The organism is Actinosynnema sp. NPDC020468 (assembly GCF_040642015.1).
Lineage (GTDB): Bacteria > Actinomycetota > Actinomycetes > Mycobacteriales > Pseudonocardiaceae > Actinosynnema.
The window spans coordinates 137052-159351 of sequence record NZ_JBFAEO010000012.1; the positions used below are offsets into that span (position 1 = coordinate 137052).

Consider the following 22300-nt stretch of genomic DNA (forward strand, 5'->3'; position numbering starts at 1 on the left):
CGGGAGTTTGTAGGGGGTGTTTCTCCGCTATTCGGTGCAGAGCGGCGCGGCCTGCTCGCACAGGTCCACGTGGCGGTGCCCGACCAGGGCGACACCGAAGCTCATGGCATGGATCGTGGCGACGGCGCGACCGGGGTGTCAATCGGCAGACCAACGGGTGGGACGCCTCCGGGTCGAGCGTCACCACCCCCGAACGGAGCAGCGCATTGCACCGTCCCACTTGGCCTGACCTGCGGTTTCACCGCGTTTTCGCTGGTCTTTCGCAGTATGCGAGGAATCGTCAACCGCGCGGTGACGAACACCCCGGGTAGCCCGCGCCGAATGAAGCCGAACGTTCTCGAACGGGGGTCTTCCGCTCGGCGCGCGAGTGCCGGTCCGGCCGAATCCTTTGCGCACCCGGTGCGTTGTACGCGCCGGACACCGCGACCCGGGGGAAAGGACACCGACGTGCGAGCCGGACCGGTTCAGGATTTCGCCACCGAACTGCGCGAGTTCCACCTCGCGTGCGGCAAACCGAGTTACCCGCGGTTGCGCGACCTGGCGTCCCGGTGCGGTGCCCCGCTCTCGCCCGCGTCGATCAGCGAGGTGCTGAACGCGAAGAGGTTGCCGAAGCTCGAGTTCGTGCTGGCGTTCGTGGACGCCGCGCTGCGGCACGTGGGCGCGGACGAAGGCCGCCGCGAGACCGAGGCCAGACGCTGGCGGGCCCGCTGGCGACAGGCCCACCACGTGCCGGCGCCCCGCGACTTCGACACCCAGCTGGACCGCGTCACCTCGGCCCGCGACGCGCGCGGCAGGAGGTGGGTCTCCGCCCGGCACGGCTGTTTCGCGCTGTACGACCAGGACGGCGAGGTCGTGCACATCGGCCAGGCGGACGACACGCTCGCGGCGGCGCTGCGCGACCACCTCCTGGGCGCCCGCGCCGACGTGGCCGAGGTGGAGCTGTGGCCCGCGTGGTGGCTCGCCGACACCGACCCGGCCCGCGCCGCGGCCGCGCTCGACCGGCTGGAACGCGCCGTGTACCAGCGCATCATGGGCGTGCCGGACGTCGACCTGCCGCCGTCGACCCGGGTCCGCGTCGACCACGCCGACGTGGACGTCCGCATCGCCCGGTACGCGGAGGCGGTGGCCCGGCTCGCCTTCGAGGTCACCGAGAACCCCGCCGACCCCGCGCTGCGCCGCGCCCTGGCCGCCCGCGCCGCGCACCTGTCCGGCCTGGCGTCCGCGCGCGCCCTGGACGACCGGTGAGGCGCGCGGTGCAGAATGTCCGGGTGCCGCCGACCCCGCGTTCCTGTGTTCCCGCAAGCACCTTCGCCGCCGACGTGACCCTGGAGGGCCCACCCGAGTCCGAGTTCGAACCCGGCATCGCGGGAAGGCTGCCGCGCAAACCCGTGGCGGCCGGCGTCCTGGTCCGCGACGAGGCGGGTCAGGTGCTGTTCGTGGTGCCGCGCTACAAGCCGGTGCTCGACATCCCGGGCGGCATCGTGGAGGCCGACGAGTCGCCGAAGGCCGCGTGCGCCCGCGAGGTGCTGGAGGAACTGGGCCTCGAGCTGCCGGTGGGCCGCCTGCTGGTGGTGGACTGGTTGCCGCGCAAGGGAGTCTGGTCCGACAGCCACCAGTTCGTGTTCGACGGCGGCGTGCTGACCGCCGACCGGGTCGCCGCCCTGGGTCCGCACGACGCCGAGCTGGACGGGCTGAAGTTCCTCGCCCTGCCGGCGGCGACCGGCCACGTCTACCCGTCCCTGCACCGCAGGTTGGAGCTGGCTTTCCAAGCCCTGGAGTCGAACCGCACGATCTACGCCGAGTTCGGCCGCGAGGTCTAGCAATCCCCGGTGGTGCGGACCGGTCGGCCCGCACCACCCGGCGTCACTCCGCGAACGCGTGGGTTTCCCGCACGTACGGCACGCCCAGGTACGCCAACCGTTGCGGCGGCAGGAGTTCGTGGTCCTCGTTCGCCGTCACCGAGCCCGCGCGGCGCAGGAGCCAGATCGACTCCAGCTCGCGGTGCAGCACGGCGTCACCCGGCAGCGCCACCAGCACCGCCGAGGCCAGCCGGACGACCGAGTCCTGCTGTGCCGGCACGTCCTCCGACTTGTCCAACCGCAGCGCCACCGACGCGGTCGGCGTGAAGCCCAGGTCGGTGATCACCGGGTGCCACGGCTTCGGCGTCGGCTCCACGACGCGGACCCACGGGCCGTCGGTGGTCGCGGCGCCCGCCGTCAGCAGGGTTTCCGCGGTCACCTCGGGCGCGAACGAACCCGCCGCGCGCAGCACCCGCGCGACGTCCGCCGCGGGTGCCGCGATCTCCAGACTGTAGGAAATGGCCATGTCCGCCCTCGTTGTGCCGGATTACGGGTAGAAGTGAACCACGTTGCCCGCCTTGTCGATCACGATGACCTCCTTGAGGCCGGTGATCGGCGAGTCGGTCAGGTGCTGCCGCAACGCGCCCAGGTCGACCGGGCTGTCGGAGGTGTTCAGCACGATGCGGTCGGCCTGACCCGACGACACCTTGCCCTCGATCACGTCGGCGATGTTCTCGACCCGCCCGGTGGACGGGGCGTAGTTGTCGAAGACCTCGCCCTCGATCTTGTAGTCCGGGTTCTTGTCACCGGGCACCTTGGGGTTCTGCTCGACGTCGTAACCCTTCTGCGCCAACAGGTCCGCCGAGTCGTTCTCGCGCTGGAGGGACCGCTTGGTCGCCTCGTCGTTCTTCTTGCCGATCTGCGTGCGCTTGCCGCCCGGCTTGGCCTCCGGGTTCGGCTGCCCGGACGGCTGGGTGCGCCGGGGCTCGCCCGCGCCGCCGGCCGGCTGCTTGGGCTCCTCCGGCGGCTTGCCGCCACCGCCCTCGCCGTTGCCCGACGGCGGCGTCTCGCCGCCGGAGCCGGACCCGGACTCGGACGGCTTGGTCGTGCCGCCCTCGCCCGAACCCGAGGAGCCCGAGGTGTTCGTGGTGCCCTCGGGCGGCGTGGTGCCGGACGTGGTCGTGGTGCCGTCGACGGGTTCGCCGCCCTTGGGCGTCTCGCCGCCGGTCGTCGGCTCGGCCGGTTTGGGCGCCTCCGGCGGCTTCGGCGTGGACGGCGGCGGGTCGCCCGGCTTCGGCGTGGACGGCGGGGTGTCGCCGCCGTGCGGACCGCCACCACCACCGCCTTCGTGCGGGGCCTTGCCGCCCTTGCCGTGCAACGTGGACAGCGCCTTCTGGATGGCCTTCCAGATGTCGTCCAGCTTGGTCATCAACGGCCGCAGCTTCGAGGCCGAGCTGACCAGCTTCTTGATCACGCCGCCGATCCGCGCGGACCACGCCGCGACCTGCTCGCTCACCTGCGCCGCCACGAACGGCGTCGCGAGGCCCAGCGAGAAGATCTCCTCCAGCGCCACCTGCACGAACTGGCCGATCGCCTGGGTGACCAGGTCGCGGACCATGGCCCGGACCGCGGCGGTGATCGCGCCGACGATGGTGACCGCCGCGCCGAGGGTGTGCGCGCAGGTGGCCGCGGTGGACAGCGCGCCCGCCTTGGCGCCCGCGTGGGTCCGGTAGGCGTCCGCCGCCGGGCCGGTCCAGTTCGCGGTGTCCCGGCCGACCGCGGTGGTGAAGTCGGTGCCCGCCTGGCCGACCGCGCGCCCGACGTTGTGCCACGTCGCGGAGTACGCGGCGATCTGGTCGGCGTCGCCCGCGAGCTTGTTCAGCACGTCCTGGAGCGGTTGCACGTGCTCGATCAGGAAGTTGAGGCCGTAGGAGACCAGCGTGCTGACCGGGTTCATCGCCATGGTCAGCAGGTCGAGCCCGCCGCCGACCACGCCCAGGCCTGCCTCGACCCAACTGCCCGACCGCACGGCCTCGTAGAGCCCGACGCCGTCGTCGATCAGGTTGAGCCCGGTGTGCCAGGTGGTGCTGTCCTGTCTCGCGGCGACCAGCGGGTTGGTCACGACGCACCGCCGTTGATCGAGCCGAAGCCCTTGACCGCGGACTTCTCCACGGCGTCGTAGTGCGCGGCGGTGTCGGTGATCTCCTTGGCCACGTCGTTCATCGCCTGCTGCGCGAGTTCCAGCGTGGCCTGGCCGATCAGCCCGCCCGGCGTCACGATCGGCACGAACAGCGGTCCGCTGATCAGCCCGTAGGCCTGCACGCCGAGCGTCACCTGCCGCGCGGCGTCGAGCGCCTGGCCCAGGGTGTCCGACACGCGGCGCACGGACGCCGCGTGTGTCTCCAACTCGCTGGTGGTGACGCGGTACCCGGTCATCGTCCGCCTCCGGTTCACTCGTCCAGGACGGACTGGTCGACCCAGCCGTCGTCCTCTTCGTCGGGACCTCGCACGCGCTTTCGCGGCGGTGGCGCACCGGCGCCGTCGGCGGGCCGCCACGCGCGGTAGGCGTCGGCCGGCTCCTCGGGCGGCGGCTCGGGGAACCGCTCGGTGAACGCGCCCACCACCGTCGCGATCGTCGCCGGGTCGTCCGCGATCGTCGCGTCCATGACCTGGCGCACCTTCTCCGGCAGCTTCGCCTGCGCCCGCCGCACCTGCGCGAGCACCGCGGCCGCGACCTCCGCGCCGGACAGCTCGCGCACCCGGTCGGTGATCCGCAGGTCCGTCAGGTTCCCGGTGGAGTCCACGGTCACCGTCACCAACCCGTCCCGCGACGCCTCGGTGACCACGACCTCACCGGTCCTCGCCTTGAGCGCCTGGTAGCGCTCGGCCTTGGCCCGCGCCCGCGCGACCCAGCGGTCGACACCCTCGACGCTGTCGAACCCCGGATCCACCATCCGCACGACACCTCCGACCCCAGCGGCAGCGCGAGCAGTCTGATGCAGCGCGCCCGACCGGGGTTCCGGAACGCGCGCACCACGCGGCAAGTTCGACCGAATGGACGCAGGCCGGTGGCACCGCGTCCCGACCGCGCCCGCACCGGTCCACGAATGCGCATTCCGGTTCTCCGCGCCGACCTCGGACCTGCCGGAACGGTCGGACCCCATTATTACGGATAACCAGGGGTCACCGTCCGGGCACGCAATCGGTCCCTAACGGATGACGTGATCTCGAATATGACAGCCGTTGGCGTGGTACCCGGCCCGATTGATTGACACCCCACGGCCATGCCGAGTAATTGTCGTATTGTCCCCGCATTCACGCCCCAAAGGGAGGCTCTTGTGGACAGGACGTGGAATGCCGACAGGTCGGCCTCTTTTGCCCGCCGCTGGGGCAAGTCGTCGCACGAGCTGGGCCAGACGTCCGGCAACGGCTCGTGTCCGGACATCTGGGAACTGGACAACGGCGACGTCGCGGTCATCGGCCAGGACCTCACCAGCCTCTACACCAGGCGGTTGCCCGAGGGCGTGTCCATAGACCCCGGCGAGAGCCTGGTGGTCATCCCCCGGTCCACCATCCTCGCGGCGAAGGCGGACATCCCCGATGCGTGAACTGCTGCGGTCCACCCGGTCCGAACTCCTGCCGCTGGACGTGTACTGGCCCGAGTTCGAGGAGAACTTCCGACGCACCGACGCGTCCGGCTTCTGGAAGCTGGAACGCCGGCAGGAGTTCCGCGAGCCCGGTCAGGACAGCTGGGAGGAGTTCTCCCGCGGGAACTGGCGGGAGGCACTCGAGCTGTTGGAGCGGGGCCGCGCGGCGTTGATCGCCGAACATCGGAAAATGACGGCTTCCGGATTCTCCGCCCGCCGGGTGAGGGTGGTCGAGGAACCGATCACCGCCTATCTCCAGTGGGAGCTCCACGCGTTGCGGGTGCGCGACGAGTGCGGCGGTCCGGTGCGCGTCCTGGCCGCCGACCGGGTGGCCCGGCTCGAGCGGGCGGAGCTCCTGCCGGAGCTCTACACGCTGGGCGGCGAGGTGATGTACGAGGCGGTGTACGACGAGCACGGCGTCCTGGAGGCCGCGCGGCGCTACACCGACCGGGCCGTGATCGCGCGGTGCCGGCAGGTGATCGTGGACCTGTACGCGGCGGCCCAGCCGATCGCGGCCTACTTCGCGCGGCACGTCGCCGGTCTGCCGGCGCCCGAAGGGCAGTTCACGCCCTGACGACGAGGAGAAGGCGCTGATGGCGGTCGAACGGCCGGAGGGCTCCGGCGACGCCGGGTCGACCGAGAACCGGCTGGACGTGGCAGGCGGTGTCGGCGACCTGGTGCAGGCGCGCGACGTGCACGGCGACGTGCACATCCACCGCGGGCCGGGCGTGTTCGCCGTCGTGCCGCGCCAACTGCCCGGCTACAACCGGGGTTTCGTGAACCGCGCGAGCGAACTGGCGGAGCTCACCGCGTCGCTGGCCCGCCAGGACGACCCGGGCGTCGTGGTGATCACCGGTACGGCGGGTGTCGGCAAGACGTCGTTGGCGCTGCGCTGGGCGCACGCGCTGCGCGAGCGGTTTCCCGACGGCCAGCTCTACGTCAACCTGCGCGGCCACGACCCGGACCCGCCGGTGTCGGCGGCGGACGTGCTGGGTCGGTTCCTGCGCGATTTCGGCGTGCCGGCGCGGGCGGTGCCGCGCGACGTCGAGGACCGGGCGTCGCTGTTCCGCTCGATCCTGGCGGACAAGCAGGTGCTGGTGCTGCTGGACAACGCGGCCACGGTGCGCCAGGTCCGGCCGCTGCTGCCGGGCTCGCGACGCGGGCTGGTCGTGGTCACCAGCCGCAGCAGGCTGTCCGGCCTGATCGCCCGGGAGGGCGCGACCCGGCTCCAGGTGGACCTGCTCGGCGACGAGGACTCGGTCACGCTGCTCCGCGAGGTCACCGCCGCGCACCGCCGGGACGACGACCCGCGCGAGCTGCGCGAACTGGCCGGGTTGTGCGCGCGGCTGCCGCTGGCGCTGCGGATCGCCGCCGAACGGGCCGCCGGCAGGCCGTGGGAGCCGCTGTCCGAGCTGATCGCGGACCTGCGCGACGAGTCGGGCCTGTGGGAGGCGCTGACCCCGGACGGCGGCGACGAGGCCGACGCGGTGCGCGGCGTGTTCGCGTGGTCCTACCGGGCGCTGCCGGCGCGGTCGGCGGTGATGTTCCGGCTGCTCGGCCTGCACCCGGGCGACGAGTTCGGGGTGCCCGCCGCGGCGGCGCTCGCGGGCGTCGGGCAGGCGTTGGCCCGCCAGGACCTCGAATCCCTGGTGGGCGCCCAGCTCCTGGAGCACAGCGCGCCGCGCCGGTACCGGTTCCACGACCTGCTGCGGGCCTACGCGGTGGACGAGCTGCGCGCGTTCGAACCGGAGGTCGAGCGGGAGCGCGCGGTGCGCCGCATGGTGTCCTGGTACCTGCACACGGCCGACGAGGCGCAGAGGCTGATCGCGCCGCACGACCGGTACGTCCTCACCCTGCCCGTGCCGGCGGACACGACGCCGCTGCGCTTCGCCGACCACGACGCCGCGGTGCTGTGGCAGCGCACGGAGGCGACGAACCTGGTGTCCGCGGTCCGGATCGCGGCCCGGTACGGCCTGCACGCGCACGCGTGGCGGTTCGCGGCCGTGCTGCGCGCGGTGTACATGCACCAGAACGCCTTCGACGACTGGCTGGCGGTCGCCACGATCGGCGCCGCCTCGGCCGCCGCGCTGGGCGACGCGGACGCCGAGTCGCAGGCGCACGACACGTTGGGGAAGCTGCACTTCCAAACCCGCCGGCTCGCCGACGCCGAACACCACCACCGCGCCGCGCTCGCCCTGCGCCGCGCCTCGGGTGATCGGCTGGGCGAGGCGATCACGGTCAACGCGCTCGGCCTGCTCTGGTTGCGGCACCGGGACCTCGACCGGGCGCGCGCCGACTTCACCGCGGCGGCGGTGCTCGCGGCGGAGCTGGGCGAGGCCCGGTGGGAGGCGCTCATCCGGTGCAACCTCGCCGAGGCGCTCACCGACGCGGGCGAGCACGACGCCGCGATCGCCCTGCTGGAGCGGCTCCTGGTGGAGTTCCGGGAGCAGGGTGACCGGGTCAGCGAGAGCAACGCGCTGTACAACCTGGCGCGGGCCTCGCGCGGCGCGGGCCGGCTGACGCGGGCGCGCACGGCGATCAACGGCGCGCTCGCGATCGCGGTGGCCGACGACAACGAGATGTGGCGGGCGCACTGGCTCGCCGAGCTCGCGCTGCTGGAGCTGGCCGACGACCGCCCGGCGGACGCGCTGCTGTCCTCCCAGCAGTCCGCCGTGATCCAGCGCGGGCTCGGCGACCGCAGCCGGGAGGCCCTCGCGCTGGACGCCTCGGGCCTGGCCTACCAGGCTTTGCACCGGCACGGCGGCGCGGTCGGCTTCCACCGGCTCGCGGCCGCGACCCACCGGACCCTGGGCGACCGCTGGCACCTGGCCGTGGCGCTGGACCACCTGACCGACGCGCTGACCGCGCTGGGTCTGGTCGAGGAGGCGGCGACCGCCCGCGCCGAAGCCTTGGGAGCACTGGAGGATTTCCCGGACCGGGTCGCGGAGTCGTTGCGCGCCAAGCTCACCGCGCGCTGACCGCCTCCACTATCCACAGTGGACCATCGGCGCACTCGACCCGGACACCGGACCCGGGCGTGAGCCTGGTCCGCACCAACCGGACCTCCCGCCCGCCGATCACGGCGACCGGCGCGGTCGTGCTGCCCATGAACCGGAACACCCGCACCTGGTCGTGCACCTCGCGGGCGGGCCTCCCCCAGTCCACCCGCGCGAACCCCGGCTCCAGGAACCCGGCCCGGCTGGCCCCTTCCACCCCTTGGGGCTCACCCGGATCACCCGCCACCGCCCGGTCCAGCGCGACCCGCACCAGCCGCGCGATCACCGGTTCCAGCCTGGCGCGCAACGACTCCGGCGAGACGTCGTCGTCCAGCGGCACCCCCGTCTCCCGCGCCAGCACGGGCCCGGTGTCCACCCCGTCGTCCACTCGGTGCACCGTGACGCCGAGGGTCGGATCACCGCGGCGGATCGCCCACAGCACCGGCGCGGGCCCGCGGTAGGCGGGCAGCGCGGACGTGTGCACGTTCAGCACTCCCAGGCGGGGCAAGGAGAACACGGCCCGCGGCAGGATCCAGTCGAACCCGTGCATCACCACCAGGTCGGCGTCGAGCCCCCGCAGCGCGCGCCCCACCCCGGCCGCGTCGGCGGGCAGCACGAGGTCCACCGACCCGGGCACCGACCGCACCACCTGCTCGACCGCGCTCGCCGCGTGCCCGTCGGCCGCCCGCCGAGCCCGCAACGAGCGCGACATCAGGTACCCGACGGGCGTCAGACCCGCGTCCACGACGACCCGGTGCAGCAGCGCGAACTCCCGCACCCCGGTGGAGATCAGGACAACGCCCACCACGACCCGAACCTAACACCGCCACCGCGCCCGGGATGAGGGGCCGTTCCGGTCAGACCTTCCGCAACCGCACCGAGGTGATCGCGTGGTGGGCCACGGACAGCACCCGGATCGTCCAGCCGGACACCTCGATCTCGTCGCCCGGCGCCTCCGGGATGCGACCCAGCTCCACCAGCACGAGCCCGGCGACGGTCGTGTACTGGCCGTCCGGCGCCTCCGGCAGTTCCACGCCCAGGTCGACCAGGTCGTGCACCGGGAACGTGCCGGGCAGCACCATCGAGCCGTCCGGGTCGGTGCGGACGTTCATGATGTCCCGGTCGGTCTCGTCGTAGATCTCGCCGACGACCTCCTCCAGCAGGTCCTCCAGCGTGACGATGCCCTCGACCGCGCCGTGCTCGTCCACCACCAGGCCGAACTGCTCGTGCTCGGCCTTGAACCGCTTGAGCGCGTCGGCCACCCGCACCGAGTCCGGCAGCACCAGCGCGTCCCGGGCCGCCGCGACCAGCGTCCGCGAGTCGTCCAGCAGGTCGCGCAGGTGCACCACGCCGATCACGTCGTCCAGGTGCCCGGACCGCACCACCGGCGCCCGCGAGTGCCCCGACGCCGCCAGCGCGGACCTGGCCAGCGGCACGGAGTCGGTCTCGTCCAGGGTGAACACCGCGCGGCGGGGCACCAGGACCTCGCGCAGCCGGCGCTCGTGGATCTCCAGCGCGCCGGTGATGATCGTCCGCTGCTCCGGGTTGAGCTGCCGCTGGCCCTCCACCAGGTCGCGCAACTCCTCCGGGCTCAACTGCTCCTCGTCGGCCTCCGGGTTGCCGCCGAACACCCGCACCACGAGGTTGGTCGACGCGCTCAGCGCCCACACCACCGGCCGCGACACCGCCGACAGCACGTCCAGCGGCCGGGCCACCAGCAACGCCCAGCGCAGCGCGTACTGCATCGCCAACCGCTTGGGCGCCAGTTCGCCGAACACCAGCGTGACGAACGTCAGCACGATCGTCACCAGGGCCACCGCGACCGCGTCCGCCGCGCCGTCGAGGAACGACAGCAGCGGCACCAGCGGCGCGGCCAGCGAGACGGCCGCGGTCGCGGAGGCGAGGAAACCCGCCAGGGTGATGCCGATCTGGATGGTGGCGAGGAACCGGTTCGGGTCGCGGGCGAGTTTCACCAGCGTCGCCGCGCCGCGCCCCTCTTCGCGCTCCAGCGCCCGCAACTGCCCTTCGCGCAGGCTGATCAACGCCATCTCGCTGCCCGCGAACAACGCGTTGAACAGCACCAGCACCGCGACGAGCGCCAGATCGAACCCGTAGCCGTCCACGCCACCCCATCCACTCCGGTGTCAGCCGATCATGCCGGCCGGGCGGCGTACCGGCCGGTCAGCGCGACGGGTCGCGGCGGAACCGGGCCCGTGCCCACAGGTACCCGGCCAGGGCGATGCCGACGCACCAGAGCAGGGAGATCCACCAGGCGTTGCCGATCGGGGTGCCGGTGAGCAGTCCGCGCAGCGTCTCGATCACCGGCGTGAACGGCTGGTGGTCGGCGAACACCCGCACCCCGGCGGGCATCGTCTCGGCCGGGGCGAACGCGCTGGAGATGAACGGCGCGAAGGTCAGCGGGAACGCCGCGAAGCTCGCGCCGTCGACGGACTTCGACACCAGGCCCAGCGCCACGGTCAGCCAGGTCACCGCGAACACCAGCAGGGCGAGCAACCCGGTGGCGGCGAGCCACTCGACGGGCGTCGCGGTCGGCCGGAAACCCATCAGCAGCGTCAGCCCGAGCACCAGCACCGAGCACACCATGGTGCGCAGGAAGCTGCCGACCACGTGCCCGGTCAGCACCGACACCCGGGCGATCGCCATGGTGCGGAACCGGTTCACGATGCCCTGGTTGAGGTCGTTGGCCACGTTGACCGCGGTCGCGCCGACGCCGTTGCACACCCCGAGCACGAGGATGCCGGGCACCGCGTAGGTGAGGTAGTCGGTGCCGACCGCGAACGCGCCGCCCAGCACGTAGACGAACAGCAGCAGCATGATGATCGGGAACGCGAGCGCGGTGAACAGCGTGACCGGGTTGCGCACCGAGTGCAGCAGGTCGCGCCGGAGCATGGTGGACGAGTCGCGGAACGCGAGGGCGAGGGCGCTCATCGCCGGGCCTCCTGGTCGGTCAGGGCGAGGAACACGTCGTCGAGGTCGGGCGTGCGGACGGCCAGGCTCGCGACCGGCACGGCCGCCGCCTCCAGCCGGTCGAGCAGGGACTTGAGCGACTGCACGCCGCCGTCGGCGGGCACCCGCAGGGTCAGCGACTCCTCGTCGCGGCCGGTGTCGCCGAGGGTTTTCGCGGCCAGGTCGAGGGTGTGGCCGTCGGCGAACCGCAGTTCCACGTGCCCGCCGGGCACCAGCCGCTTCAACTCCTCGGCGGTGCCCTCGGCGACCAGCCTGCCGCCGTCGAGGACCGCGATCCGGTCGGCCAGTTCGTCGGCCTCCTCCAGGTACTGGGTGGTGAGGAAGATCGTCACGCCGCCCGCGACCAGGTCGCGGATGATCTGCCACAGCCCGCGCCTGCTGCGCGGGTCCAACCCGGTGGTCGGCTCGTCCAGGAAGATCACCTCGGGGTCGCCGACCAGGCTCATCGCGAGGTCGAGCCGGCGGCGCAGGCCGCCCGAGTAGGTGGCGGCGGTCTTCTCCGCCACCGCGCCGAGGTCGAACCGCTCGACCAGCTCGGCCGCCCGGCGTCTGCCCGCGGCCCGGTCGAGGTGCCGCAGGTCGGCCATCAGGCGCAGGTTCTCGGTGCCGGTGAGCAGGTCGTCCACCGCCGAGAACTGGCCGGTGACGCCGATCGCGGCGCGCACCGCCTGCGGGTCGGTCACCGGGTCGTGGCCCGCGACCCGCAGCGCGCCGCCGTTCGCCCCGATGAGCGTGGACAGGATCTGCACGGTGGTGGTCTTGCCGGCGCCGTTCGGGCCGAGCAGCGAGAAGACGGTGCCGCGCGGCACGGACAGGTCGATCCCGTCGAGCACCACGTGGTCGCCGTAGGACTTGGTGAGCCCGCGGGCGGTGATCGCGTAGTCGGTCATCGGGTCTCCTCGAGCCAGGACCGGCGCACGACGACGTCGCCGGAGACGGTGCGGGCGCGGACCTCGACGGTCTCGTCGTTCGCGGCGGGACCGGACGCGTCGCCGAGCCCGTTGCGCACCCGGCCCGTGACGGACGTGGCGTCCAGGTAGGCGGCCGAGCCGCGGCGGATGCCGACCTCCAGGTCGCCGACGGCGGTCTGGAGCTGCACCGAGCCTCGGGCCACCTCCGCCACCCGCACATCGCCGTTGGCGGTTTTGGCCGTCACGTCGGTGTGCGCGCGGTCCACCGCGATGTCGCCGTTGGCCGTGCTGACCCGCAGCACCCCGGAGATCTCGCGGACGAGCGTGTCCCCGTTGCCGTTCTTGATCACCGCGTCGCCCGCGATCCGGCCGACGGTGATGTCGCCCGAGCCGGTGTCGATCGAGGTGTCGCCCTCGGCGAAGTCGACCTTGACGTGGCCGTTGGCCGTGCCGACGGTCAGCGCGCCGGTGTGGTCGAGGTCGAGGTGGCCGGACGCGGTCTTGAACCGGCACTCGCCGAGCCTGCCCTCGGTGCGGATGTCGCCGAGCGACGACGAGCCGCGCACCGCGGAGCCGGCGGGCAGTGCCACGACGACGTCCACGGTGCCGGGGCGGGTGAAGAAGCTCAGCTGCTTCGGGGTGCGGACGAGCAGCGCGCCGTGCGCGAACTCGACGCGGGTCTGCTCGGCGGCGGTCACGTCGGCCTGCCGGGCGGGGTTGGCCGGTCGGACGTCCACCTCGGTGTCGACGCGGTCGGTGGCGATGATCCGGACGTCGCCGACCACCAGTTCCAGCGTGGCGGAGATCGGTTCGGGTGTGTCGAAAATGGGCATGGGTGTCCCCCTGTGATGAGGTGCTTCAGGCGTTTGTGCTGGTCAGCGAACCCAGCCGGTGAACCGCTTGCCGCCCGTGCGTTGGCCCGCGGGCCGTTCCGCACGGGCCAGCGCGGCGGCCGTGGCGCGCACGATCCAGGCGTTGGCGGACAGGCGTTCGCCCGCGGCGGCCTCCTCGACGCGCGCCTTGAGCGCGTCGGACAGCCGCAGGTTGATCCGCGCGGTGGCGGCGCCGTCCTCCACGTCGACGGGCTCGGGTTCGGGCTCGGCGGGTGCTTCGGGCTGAGCCGGGGTGTCCACGACGAAGGCCAGGTCGCGGCCGCGCAGTCGCACGTCCACCGAACCGGGCGCCAGGTCGCGGGTGATCTCGTCGGCGGCGGCGGACAGCGCCTCGAACAGCGTCAGCCGCACCGAGGACTCCAACGTGGCGGTGAGCCGCTCGGCCAACGCCCTCGCCTCCTCCCCGCCCGCTTCGGCGGCGAGCGCCAGCTCGTGGCGGAGGTTGTCGACGTAGGGCGTCAGGTCCATGGCATCACTATGGCACCTCGCTGGTGCCAGGGCAAGACGTTGTGGCACCAAGTTGTGCCACGTGGTGCCAGCCTGGCACCGGGGCGGTGCCTCGGTAGGCGATGTTCACCCGAAGTTCGCGTTCGCCCACCGCCGGACGCGAGCCGATTTCACGACACTTCGTGCCGACGCCGCCGCCTCGGAACGGGAGTTCCCATGCCCCTCCTCCCCCACCACCTCCCGGACGCCGCCTGATGTGGTGGCTGGGCGTGGCGCCCGGCGCACCGGGCTCGACCGACCAGGACTTCCTCACCGCGCTGGACGAATCGGGCTTCGCCGCCGACCTCGTGACCGCACACGTGGACGACACAGGCCCGCTCCCGATCACCACTTGGTCCGCGCGCGTGGCGACCGTGGACGCCCACCGCGTGGCCACGCTCTCGGTACGCCTGGGCGCCCGGGCGGCAATCCTGGACGCCGACGGAAACCTGGTCTTCGGCTCCCACCCCCAAGCCGTCACGGCCGCCACCGCCGGCCGCGACCACCACGGCCGAGTCCTCCGCACCCCGGACCACCCCACCCACCGCCGCTGATCTCCACGCCGCCGATCGCCGCGCCGCTGCCGGCGGCTGTTCACCTTGCGGCGGAACGATTCGACCGACCGACGCCCCGCCGGGGCGAACGCGGGCGAGACGCGAACAGCGGGCACGCGGTCGCGGCGAGGCGGGCGCGGCGGGGCGGGGCGGGGCGGCCATTCGGCGCAGTCGGCTTCGGGGTCCGCGGGTGGTGGATTTCGCTGTACGTAACGAATCCTCACCTTGTGGGACCGCGAATTCCCTTCCGTGCCAAGGAAACCCCAACCCGCTCCCGTGCGTCCCACCACCGTGCAGCGATCCCCAGCCCTGGCCGGCGTGCTCTGCGCGCTGGTGGCTCCCTTCCTGTCCGGCGGGGTCAGTCGCCCCGACGAGCTCGACCTCCCGGTCATCGGGCTCGCGCTCGCCGTCCTCGTCGCGGGCGCCCTGGTGCGGGTGCGGCCGCGGGCGGTGCCGGTCGTCGTCACCCTCCTCGTCGTCGGCGGGGTCGGGGCGTTCGTCGCCTACGACCTGTCCAGCGGGGTCTCCGGGCCGCGCACCGTGCTGCTCGGCGTCGGGCTCGTCGGCCTCCTCGTCGGCACGTTCGCGCCGGCCAGGATCAGCGAGTGGCCGGCAGGCGTCGCCGCCGGCGTCGTGGTGCTGGCACTGGGCGTCCTCGCCGTCACCGAACCGAACCTGGTCCAGGTCCGGTCCGACGTCGGCGCGCCCTACACCGAACCCGCCGAACCCACGCCCGACCTGCCGAAGAACGTCAAGTGGACCTGGACGCCGCCCGACGACGGGGTCGCCGAGATCGTGCCGACCGCGCACGGGGTCGCCGTCGCCACCTGGGACGGCGCGGTGGTCGGGCTCGACGGGAAGAACGGCACCCAGAGATGGCGGTACGCGCGGCCCGGCGCGTCCGTCGGCGTGGTCAAGTCCTCGCCCGACGGCCGCGTGGTGCTGGTGTCCTTCGGCTGGCGGCACGACACCCGCATGAAGCTCGTCGTCGCGCTCGACGGCGACACCGGCCGCCCCCGGTTCGAGAAGATCATCCGCGACACCCTGGCCGACTCCGGTGAGATCGAACCCGGCTTCACCACGTGGGCCTTCCGCGAAGGCCGGGAGGACTACACCTTCGTCGGCTACGACCTGGAGACCGGCGACGAGCGGTGGCGGTGGCACGCGCCGGAGGGCTGCGAGTCGCCCTACACGCTGCGCGCTCCGGCCCGCGAGGTGGTGCTGGTCCCGATCGTCTGCGACGACCGCACGGCCCTGGCCGGCCTGGACGAGAAGACCGGCCGGGAGCGCTGGCGGCACGAGGTGGCGAGCGGGTCGAAGAACCACGGGTCGCCCATCCTCGTCTCCGACCGGGTCGACGGTCGCACGGTCCGGCTGCACTTCCAGGTCGACAACCCGGCCGGCAAGGTGACCTCCGGCGAGTTCGACACCGCCACCGGGCGCCTGCTGCACGCCGACACCGACGCCGAGTCGGACCGGCCGACCTCCGCGTGCCCGCAGAGCCGCCTGGTCATCGCCACCGCGACCGGCACCGGCGAGGCCTGCTACGAGGACGTCTCCCCCGCCGTCACCATCGTGTCGGACAAGGGGAAGGCCACCGTGGAGGCGCCGCGCACGCAATCCGCCAAGGGCGACCTGCTGGTGGCCGCCGCGCCGGGCGCGTTCGTCATCACGCACCAGGACTACGAGGACAACCGCTCACCGGTGACCGGGTTCGGCGGCTAGCACCTCGTCCAACTCCGAGTCACCGTGGTTGAACGGCGCGTCGGCCGAGAGCAGCACCTCGGCCGACGCCGCGTAGTCGCCGTCGTCGGTGCGGTTGTTCCGGAACCCCCACACCACGCAGTCCAACGGCGTCGCACCGTCCTCCCAGGCCTCGCGCTCCCAGTCCGCGCCGTGGTCCATCAGCAGCCGCACGGTGTCCGCGCGCCCGTTCATCGCGGCCTGGTGCAACGGCGTGAACCCGCTCCACCCCGGCGTGTCCACGGCCAGGCCCGCGCCCAACAGCGTGTGCACGACGTCGGTGCGCCCGAGTCCGGCGAACTGACCGAGGATCCAGCCGTAGTCGTCGCCCTCGGGCAGACCGAGCAGCGGCGGCGGCGCGGTGGGCAGAACGGACGACGTGCCGCGCGCGACCGCCAGCACCGCCTCGTCCACCGGGTCCAGCTCGGCCTGCGCCCCGTGCCGCAGCAGGAGTTCGTACGCTGCCAGATGGCCGCAGCGCGCGGCCAGGGCCAGCGGACGCCGGCCGACGTCCCACCGGTCCCACGGCCGGTTCACGTCCGCGCCCGCCTCGATCAGCATCGTGAGCACCCGGGTGCTCCGGCCGCGCCCGACGGCGTGGTGCAGGCAGTGGCATTCGTCCACGTCCACGCCCTTGTCGAGGAACCACCGCAACCCGGCCGCGTCCTCGAAGTCCAGCTTGTGGTTCACCATCGTCTCGAAACCCGGCCGGTACAACTGCTCCAAACGGTCGAGGTTCGACGACTCGCACTGGTGGTAGAACTCGTCCGCCGCGTCGGACACCGGGTGCTCCTTCCGCCGATCGTCGGGTTGTCCCGACGTTGACGCACTGCTTACATGGGAAACCGATGGATCACATCCTGGCGGGCGCAGCCGGCGGTATGACCGTTGGGGGCCAGCGTGCAAGGACCCACGGGGTTCGGGCGCTGCCCTGAAACGCAGTTCCCGAGCCCTCCCTGTGTTATCGACGAGGGAGTCGATGTGAAGGGTGTGCTGGCACGGCTGCTCGCCGTGTGTCTGACGGTCGTGTTCGTCGCTCCGGTCTCGCAGGCGAACGCGGCCGACGAGACGTGCGCGACGAAACCCCGCCCCGCGGGCAAGGTCACGCAGGGCTACTGGGAGAACTGGGACGGCGCCAAGAACGGCGTCCACCCGCCGCTCGGCTGGATCCCGATCACGGACAGCCGGATCAAGCAGCACGGCTACAACGTGATCAACGCGGCGTTCCCGGTCATCCGCTCCGACGGCACGGTGCTGTGGGAGGACGGCATGGACGTCGACGTCAAGGTCGCCAAGCCGGCCGAGATGTGCCAGGCCAAGGCGGACGGCGCGACGATCCTGATGTCGATCGGCGGCGCGGCGGCGGGTGTCGACCTGAACTCGGCGTCGGTGGCGGACAAGTTCGTCTCCACCATCGTGCCGATCCTGAAGAAGTACAACTTCGACGGTATCGACATCGACGTGGAGACCGGTCTGGTCGGCAGCAACAGCATCACCTCGCTGTCGCCGTCGCAGACCAACCTGATCAAGATCATCGACGGCGTGCTGGCCCAGATGCCGGCGGGCTTCGGCCTGACGATGGCACCGGAGACCGCGTACGTGACCGGCGGAAGCGTGGTGTACGGCTCGATCTGGGGCGCGTACCTGCCGATCATCAAGAAGTACGCGGACAACGGCCGCCTGTGGTGGCTGAACATGCAGTACTACAACGGTTCCATGTACGGCTGTTCGGGCGACTCGTACCAGGCGGGCACCGTGCAGGGCTTCACCAAGCAGACCGACTGCCTCAACAAGGGCCTGGTCATCCAGGGCACCACCATCAAGGTGCCCTACGACAAGCAGGTCCCCGGTCTGCCCGCCCAGCCGGGCGCGGGTGGCGGCTACATGTCGCCGTCGCTGGTCTCCCAGGCGGTGCGCCCGTACAACGGCCAGCTCAAGGGCCTGATGACGTGGTCCATCAACTGGGACGGCTCGAAGGGCTGGACCTTCGGCGACAACGTGAAGTCGTTGCAGGGTAGGTAGCGCACGACCGGTGGCGGGGAGGGCCTGACCCCTCCCCGCCACCGGGTCGTCACCTCCGCAGATCCGCCAGGAACGCGCGGAACGCGTCGGCGGAGAACGACAACGTCCCACCACCCGGCCACTTGCTGTCCCGCACCGCGCGAAGGTCCTTCACGCAGGCCAGTTCGACGCACTGCGGGTCACCGGCGCTGGTGTAACTGCTCTTCCGCCACCGCGGGCCGTTCGAGGTGGTGTCCGCGATCGACATGGGTACCACTCCTAGTTGTCGGTGAGGTCGGCGATCCTTTCCTCGAGTATCGTCGCCGATTTCCTCTCCGTCGCGGCGCGTTCCCAGGCGTCCAGGAACGTGTTCATGAAGGGCGAGGTCGCCCGGACGTAGTCGCTGCGCGTGGCGGTGGCCAGGAAGGCGATGGGCTTGCCCTCCGCCGTGTGCAGCAAGGTGAACGGCACAGCCAGGCCCGCGACGTTGCCCGCCGACTGCTCGATCACCCGGAAGGACACGTTCGGCATCGCGGCGACGTGGCCCAGGTGTTCGAGTTGGCGCCGCAGCGTGCCCCGCCCGCCGTTGGACCTGCGGAGCCCGTCCTCACCGACCGCCACCCACACCTCCGCGCCACCCGGATGGATGACGCGTCGGCCGCGCTCGGCGCGTTCCTCGGCGAGCGCGTACACCCTCGACGCCACGACCCCCGGTGAGGTCGACAGCAGGGCCTGGGCGTACTCGTGGGTTTGCAGCAGGCCGGGAATCTCGTTGTACACCATGCGGATCTCGACGGCGTGGCGTTCGAGCGAGAGGTACTGCCTCGCCCGCGCGCTCGGCGTCGGCCCGGGCAGCGCGCGGCGTCTGGCGTCGGAGGCCAACTCCCTGAACTGCTCGGCGGCCTCGGCCGTCGGTCGGTAGAGGGCGATCATCGCGTCGACGTCCGAGACCTTCGGCCCCAGGTGGCCGTTCTCCAGTTTGGACAGTTTGGTCTCGTAGAAACCCTTCTCCCGAAGGAGATCGTCGGCTTCACCGAACTCGATGCCGGCCGCTTCCCGGAACTGCCTCGCCTGCTCGCCCCACTGCAACCGCGCGATCCACGGATCGAAGTCGTCTTCGGTCATGACGCGCGGCCCGTCCCGTCACACATAGCTATCTACACCCACCCTGAGTATCAGTGACTCGATGAAAAGTTCACTCTTTAGGGACGCGACGCACTTCATTGAAGTGCCTACACTCCCCTGTAGCGCTCTCCCAACATCCGTTGGGACTGCACACCATACAGGCCAGCGAAAGGCAGTCAGCGATGGAGACCTACGTGCACGGGATCTCGGCGTCGTCGTACTACAAGATCAGCGGGGACACCCCGATCAAGATCACCGGTTCCGCCGAGGAGGTGGAGGTGAACCTCGGCTCGGGGCAGCTGGACCTCGTCTTCACCTTCGCGGCGATCGAGCGGTTCCTGGGCAAGCTGACCGCGGCGCGCGACCTGGTGCGGCAGAACGGGATCGGGGCGGAGGACGTCGTCCTGCGGGGCTGAGGGCGGGCCGGAAACGCGGCGACGGGCACGGTGCGAGGCGTGCGCACCCGTGCCCGTCGAATCCCGCGTGGGGGGACTGGTCAGTCGGTGAGGCAGATCGCGTAGGCGATGGCGCGGCCGCGCTTCATCTTGACCTCCCAGGCCGTGCCGTTCTGCACGGGGCGGTTGACCACGACGATGTCCTGCGCGCCGTTGGGGTCGTGCGTCGCGGTGACGGAGTAGCCGCCGTTGACCACGGAGGTGCCGGCGGGACACTTCGCGATGGAGCTCTTGCCGGCGTCGGAGGTCGGGCCGGTCACGTACTTGAGCAGTCCGGCGCGCGGCGCGGCTTCGGCCGCTCCGGTACAGGCCAGCGCGAGTCCGGCGGCGAGGGCCGAGCCCACCAGGACGCGTCCGGTGAGCTGGAGGTAGCGGTGCACGGAGTTCTCCCGTCGTCGTGACGGTGGCCGGGAGGTCCGACCACCGACGCCGGTGTACTCCGGAATCCGTGCCGACACGCGATGTTCACCCGACGGTCGCGTCGGCCGACTCGATCGGTCGTCCACAGTGGACGAAGAGTGACCCGGGGACGGTCAGACCCGGCCGTCCAGCGCGGCCTTCGGCATGCCCAGCAGGTCGGCCAACGACTTCAGCTCGGCCTCGAACAGCTCGCCCGCGTGGTCGCCCAGGAACCGCAGCTGGCCCATGACCTCCATGCAGATCACCCCGTACAGGCGCACCCAGCAACGCAGGAACAGGGCGATGGTGGAGTCCGGCACCGGCAGCTCGATGCGGCGGCGGAACTCGGCGATGGTCTCCGGGAGCAGGGCCGCCGAGTCCTCCGGGAGCGGCTCCTCGCCGCGTTCGCCGAGGAAGCGCACGAACAGGGCGGCGAAGACCTTGCCGAAGGCATAGCGGGCGTCGCTCAGCCGCGGTTTGCCGACCTCGGCGGTCGGCGGGGTCACCATGGTCAGCTGGAACTCGAAGGTGTGGTCCAGCGCCCACGTGCGCAGCGCGCGGCTCGCCAGCACGATCTGCCGGGAGGTGTCCTCGCCGGAGGCCCGGTCGACCTCGGCGCCGAGCACCGTCGTCATCTCGTCCAGCACGTCGAGCACGATCGCGTCGGTGAGGTCCTCCAGGCTCCGGAAGTACCGGTACATCGCCGGGCTGCTCATGCCGAGATCCCGTGACACGGCCCGGATGGTCAAGCCCTCGATGCCGTCCAGCGCGACCCGGCGGCGCGCGGCGAGCACGATGTCCCTCGTGACCGTCAGCCGGACGCGTTCGCGCCACGGCACCTGACCGATTGCGGCCCCGCTCCCGACCATGATCTTCCTCCCGGTTCCCGACCCCACCCAGCCACCGCAATTGCGACGCATTGTCGCATCCGCGGTTCGGAACACCGTACTGCGACACACTGTAACAAGAAGGAACGTCTGTAGCTCGCGTGACACGGAGCCTGCTAGGGTTTCGCCCAAATCAGAGGTGGCGGAGGTGGTCTTGTCCAGTTCTGCGAACTCCTACGAGTTACCCGAGGCGGGTGGCCCGTGCTCTGTGGTGTTGCACCCGACGGCCAGGACGGACGCGGCCTCGATCGTCTCCTGCTGCCGTGCGGGCAGCGCGAGCGCGTGGCAGCAGCTGATCAGGATGTTCAACCCGCTCGTGTGGACGGTCGCACGCAGCTTCGGGTTGTCGCCGGCCGACGTCGAGGACGTCTGCCAGCTCACCTGGCTGCGGGTGGTCGAGCACATCGACACGTTGCGCGAGCCGGACCGGGTCAGCGCCTGGATCGTCACCGCGGCGCGCCGTGAAGCCTTGCGGCACCTGATGAAGTCCTCGAAGCACGTCCCGGTCGGCGAGCCGATCTCGGTGGACGTGCGCAGCGACGAGACCCCCGAGCGGGCCCTGCTCGCCGACGCCGAGCGCGACCGGATCCTCACCGCGATCCGGATGCTGCCCGACGAGCACCAGGCGCTGCTCGGAATGCTGATGACCGATCCGCCGGCGAGTTACGACGCGATCAGCGGCGCATTGGGCATCGCGCGCGGATCGATCGGTCCGACCAGACGGCGGATAATCAACCGGCTGCGGGAGTTGCTGGGCGAAGAGGGGTAGGAGGAACGGCAATTCCCGGCGCAGCGGATTGCCGACCGCAGTGGACTCAGCCGCTGCGGCTCTTTTTTGCCGGTCGAATACTCAACGGTAGCCTCGGCCTCGCGACCCGGGGCGGCCGACCGCGGCCGGCGTGGGGTCGGCGTGGGGTCGGTGCGGTGTGCCGAGGCGGCATGTCGAGGCGTCGTACCAGGGCTTCGCACCAGGGCGTCGCTCGACCGGCCTCAACCGGCGGAGCCGTCGCTGCGGTCCGGACCCACCGGGTCGTCGGACGTGCTCAACTGGTCGCGAACAGCACGGAACGTGACCGCGTCCAGGTCTTCGGCTGGCGTTCCGATCACTCGCCGCAATCGCTCCAGGAATTCACGATCCGCTTTGTCGCGAGAACTGTCCATTCGGGGCAGGCCGCCCTCCCGAGTCAGGACGGGTAATACCCGTCCTCACCACAATCCCAACCGTCGGCAGTGCGGTCGTACCCTACAGGATACTTCCGCTTACCCCTTCGTACGACCGGCCGCAACGTTCGACGCCCTCCGGTGGACGGGTGGAGCGGGTCGCCCGGCCGGCCGAGGGGTGTGCCGCCCGGGGGCCCGCGGCCGGGCCGGGGGGGGCGGGGGTGGGCCCGCCCGGGCGCGTGGGCAAAAACGGGG

The 22300-nt window shown here is 71.8% G+C and carries 25 protein-coding genes; 10 read left to right on the plus strand and 15 right to left on the minus strand.

Features of this window, described 5'->3' with window-relative positions; all coding sequences use genetic code 11:
- Positions 1-447: 447 nt before the first annotated feature.
- Together AB0G50_RS11735 and AB0G50_RS11740 are read left to right on the plus strand one after the other, a co-directional pair.
- Positions 448-1245 (plus strand): hypothetical protein, encoded by a 798-nt coding sequence (locus AB0G50_RS11735; RefSeq protein ID WP_360105661.1) that lies wholly within the window; start codon positions 448-450, stop codon positions 1243-1245.
- Between the two features lie 74 nt (positions 1246-1319).
- A complete protein-coding gene (locus tag AB0G50_RS11740; protein WP_360105664.1) occupies positions 1320-1820 on the plus strand; it encodes an NUDIX hydrolase in 501 nt (166 codons plus the stop codon).
- A 43-nt stretch (positions 1821-1863) separates the two neighbouring features.
- Here AB0G50_RS11740 and AB0G50_RS11745 read toward each other — a convergent pair whose 3' ends face one another.
- From AB0G50_RS11745 to AB0G50_RS11760, 4 genes are read right to left on the minus strand one after another with little or no spacing between them, the layout of a single operon-like run.
- Entirely contained in the window at positions 1864-2325 is a 462-nt protein-coding gene (locus AB0G50_RS11745; protein WP_360105667.1) for a SitI3 family protein, read from the minus strand.
- A gap of 21 nt (positions 2326-2346) precedes the next feature.
- On the minus strand, positions 2347-3921 hold the full coding sequence (locus AB0G50_RS11750) for a hypothetical protein (RefSeq protein ID WP_360105670.1): 1575 nt from the start codon (positions 3919-3921) through the stop codon (positions 2347-2349).
- Positions 3918-4235, minus strand: coding sequence for a type VII secretion target (locus AB0G50_RS11755; RefSeq protein WP_360105673.1), 318 nt, complete (start codon positions 4233-4235; stop codon positions 3918-3920). The genes AB0G50_RS11750 and AB0G50_RS11755 overlap by 4 nt, the downstream gene beginning before the upstream one ends.
- 14 nt (positions 4236-4249) lie before the next feature.
- The gene (locus tag AB0G50_RS11760; protein ID WP_360105676.1) at positions 4250-4753 is read right to left on the minus strand and encodes a YbaB/EbfC family nucleoid-associated protein; all 504 of its coding nucleotides are present in this window, start codon (positions 4751-4753) and stop codon (positions 4250-4252) included.
- 384 nt (positions 4754-5137) lie between these two features.
- On the opposite strand from AB0G50_RS11760, the gene AB0G50_RS11765 reads away from it, so the two are divergent.
- From AB0G50_RS11765 to AB0G50_RS11775, 3 genes are read left to right on the plus strand one after another with little or no spacing between them, the layout of a single operon-like run.
- Positions 5138-5407: a hypothetical protein gene (locus AB0G50_RS11765; protein WP_360105678.1), complete on the plus strand. Its 270-nt coding sequence runs from the start codon at positions 5138-5140 to the stop codon at positions 5405-5407.
- A complete protein-coding gene (locus AB0G50_RS11770; protein WP_360105681.1) occupies positions 5400-6020 on the plus strand; it encodes a DUF6879 family protein in 621 nt (206 codons plus the stop codon). Before AB0G50_RS11765 ends, AB0G50_RS11770 begins: the two co-directional genes overlap by 8 nt.
- Before the next feature lie 19 nt (positions 6021-6039).
- Positions 6040-8424 carry an NB-ARC domain-containing protein gene (locus AB0G50_RS11775; RefSeq protein WP_360105684.1) on the plus strand — a complete coding sequence of 795 codons (2385 nt, stop codon included), beginning with the start codon at positions 6040-6042 and terminating at the stop codon, positions 8422-8424.
- On the opposite strand, the gene AB0G50_RS11780 is transcribed toward AB0G50_RS11775, so the two are convergent.
- The 6 genes from AB0G50_RS11780 to AB0G50_RS11805 are packed head-to-tail and all read right to left on the minus strand — an operon-like array spanning position 8411 to position 13702.
- Positions 8411-9250: a formyltransferase family protein gene (locus AB0G50_RS11780; RefSeq protein WP_360105687.1), complete on the minus strand. Its 840-nt coding sequence runs from the start codon at positions 9248-9250 to the stop codon at positions 8411-8413. The genes AB0G50_RS11775 and AB0G50_RS11780 overlap by 14 nt on opposite strands.
- Before the next feature lie 49 nt (positions 9251-9299).
- Positions 9300-10565 carry a hemolysin family protein gene (locus AB0G50_RS11785; protein WP_360105690.1) on the minus strand — a complete coding sequence of 422 codons (1266 nt, stop codon included), beginning with the start codon at positions 10563-10565 and terminating at the stop codon, positions 9300-9302.
- A gap of 58 nt (positions 10566-10623) precedes the next feature.
- Complete coding sequence (locus AB0G50_RS11790) at positions 10624-11391, minus strand: ABC transporter permease (RefSeq protein WP_360105693.1); 768 nt, start codon at positions 11389-11391, stop codon at positions 10624-10626.
- Positions 11388-12320: an ATP-binding cassette domain-containing protein gene (locus AB0G50_RS11795; protein WP_360105696.1), complete on the minus strand. Its 933-nt coding sequence runs from the start codon at positions 12318-12320 to the stop codon at positions 11388-11390. Before AB0G50_RS11795 ends, AB0G50_RS11790 begins: the two co-directional genes overlap by 4 nt.
- A complete protein-coding gene (locus tag AB0G50_RS11800; RefSeq protein ID WP_360105699.1) occupies positions 12317-13174 on the minus strand; it encodes a DUF4097 family beta strand repeat-containing protein in 858 nt (285 codons plus the stop codon). Before AB0G50_RS11800 ends, AB0G50_RS11795 begins: the two co-directional genes overlap by 4 nt.
- Before the next feature lie 42 nt (positions 13175-13216).
- On the minus strand, positions 13217-13702 hold the full coding sequence (locus AB0G50_RS11805) for a toxin-antitoxin system HicB family antitoxin (protein ID WP_360105702.1): 486 nt from the start codon (positions 13700-13702) through the stop codon (positions 13217-13219).
- 248 nt (positions 13703-13950) lie between these two features.
- Here AB0G50_RS11805 and AB0G50_RS11810 point away from each other — a divergent pair, with 248 nt between their 5' ends.
- Together AB0G50_RS11810 and AB0G50_RS11815 are read left to right on the plus strand one after the other, a co-directional pair.
- Complete coding sequence (locus tag AB0G50_RS11810) at positions 13951-14274, plus strand: hypothetical protein (RefSeq protein ID WP_360105705.1); 324 nt, start codon at positions 13951-13953, stop codon at positions 14272-14274.
- Between the two features lie 291 nt (positions 14275-14565).
- Positions 14566-15999 carry a PQQ-binding-like beta-propeller repeat protein gene (locus AB0G50_RS11815; RefSeq protein ID WP_360105707.1) on the plus strand — a complete coding sequence of 478 codons (1434 nt, stop codon included), beginning with the start codon at positions 14566-14568 and terminating at the stop codon, positions 15997-15999.
- Here the strand turns inward: AB0G50_RS11815 and AB0G50_RS11820 are convergent.
- Positions 15973-16800 (minus strand): ankyrin repeat domain-containing protein, encoded by an 828-nt coding sequence (locus AB0G50_RS11820; protein ID WP_360105710.1) that lies wholly within the window; start codon positions 16798-16800, stop codon positions 15973-15975. The genes AB0G50_RS11815 and AB0G50_RS11820 overlap by 27 nt on opposite strands.
- A gap of 228 nt (positions 16801-17028) precedes the next feature.
- Between AB0G50_RS11820 and AB0G50_RS11825 the strand changes: the two genes are divergently transcribed.
- Positions 17029-18039 carry a chitinase gene (locus AB0G50_RS11825; RefSeq protein WP_360105736.1) on the plus strand — a complete coding sequence of 337 codons (1011 nt, stop codon included), beginning with the start codon at positions 17029-17031 and terminating at the stop codon, positions 18037-18039.
- Between the two features lie 49 nt (positions 18040-18088).
- Here the strand turns inward: AB0G50_RS11825 and AB0G50_RS11830 are convergent, their stop codons facing one another.
- Both AB0G50_RS11830 and AB0G50_RS11835 read right to left on the minus strand, forming a co-directional pair.
- Positions 18089-18286: a DUF397 domain-containing protein gene (locus AB0G50_RS11830; protein ID WP_360105713.1), complete on the minus strand. Its 198-nt coding sequence runs from the start codon at positions 18284-18286 to the stop codon at positions 18089-18091.
- 11 nt (positions 18287-18297) lie between these two features.
- Entirely contained in the window at positions 18298-19143 is an 846-nt protein-coding gene (locus AB0G50_RS11835; RefSeq protein WP_360105716.1) for a DUF5753 domain-containing protein, read from the minus strand.
- A 182-nt stretch (positions 19144-19325) separates the two neighbouring features.
- On the opposite strand from AB0G50_RS11835, the gene AB0G50_RS11840 reads away from it, so the two are divergent.
- The gene (locus AB0G50_RS11840; protein WP_360105719.1) at positions 19326-19559 is read left to right on the plus strand and encodes a hypothetical protein; all 234 of its coding nucleotides are present in this window, start codon (positions 19326-19328) and stop codon (positions 19557-19559) included.
- An 80-nt stretch (positions 19560-19639) separates the two neighbouring features.
- On the opposite strand, the gene AB0G50_RS11845 is transcribed toward AB0G50_RS11840, so the two are convergent.
- The gene (locus AB0G50_RS11845; RefSeq protein ID WP_360105721.1) at positions 19640-19978 is read right to left on the minus strand and encodes a hypothetical protein; all 339 of its coding nucleotides are present in this window, start codon (positions 19976-19978) and stop codon (positions 19640-19642) included.
- Between the two features lie 153 nt (positions 19979-20131).
- A complete protein-coding gene (locus tag AB0G50_RS11850; protein WP_360105724.1) occupies positions 20132-20866 on the minus strand; it encodes a TetR/AcrR family transcriptional regulator in 735 nt (244 codons plus the stop codon).
- Positions 20867-21038: 172 nt separating this feature from the next.
- Here AB0G50_RS11850 and AB0G50_RS11855 point away from each other — a divergent pair, with 172 nt between their 5' ends.
- Positions 21039-21653, plus strand: a complete 615-nt coding sequence (locus tag AB0G50_RS11855; RefSeq protein ID WP_360105727.1) for a sigma-70 family RNA polymerase sigma factor — start codon at positions 21039-21041, stop codon at positions 21651-21653.
- The last annotated feature ends 647 nt before the right edge of the window (positions 21654-22300 follow it).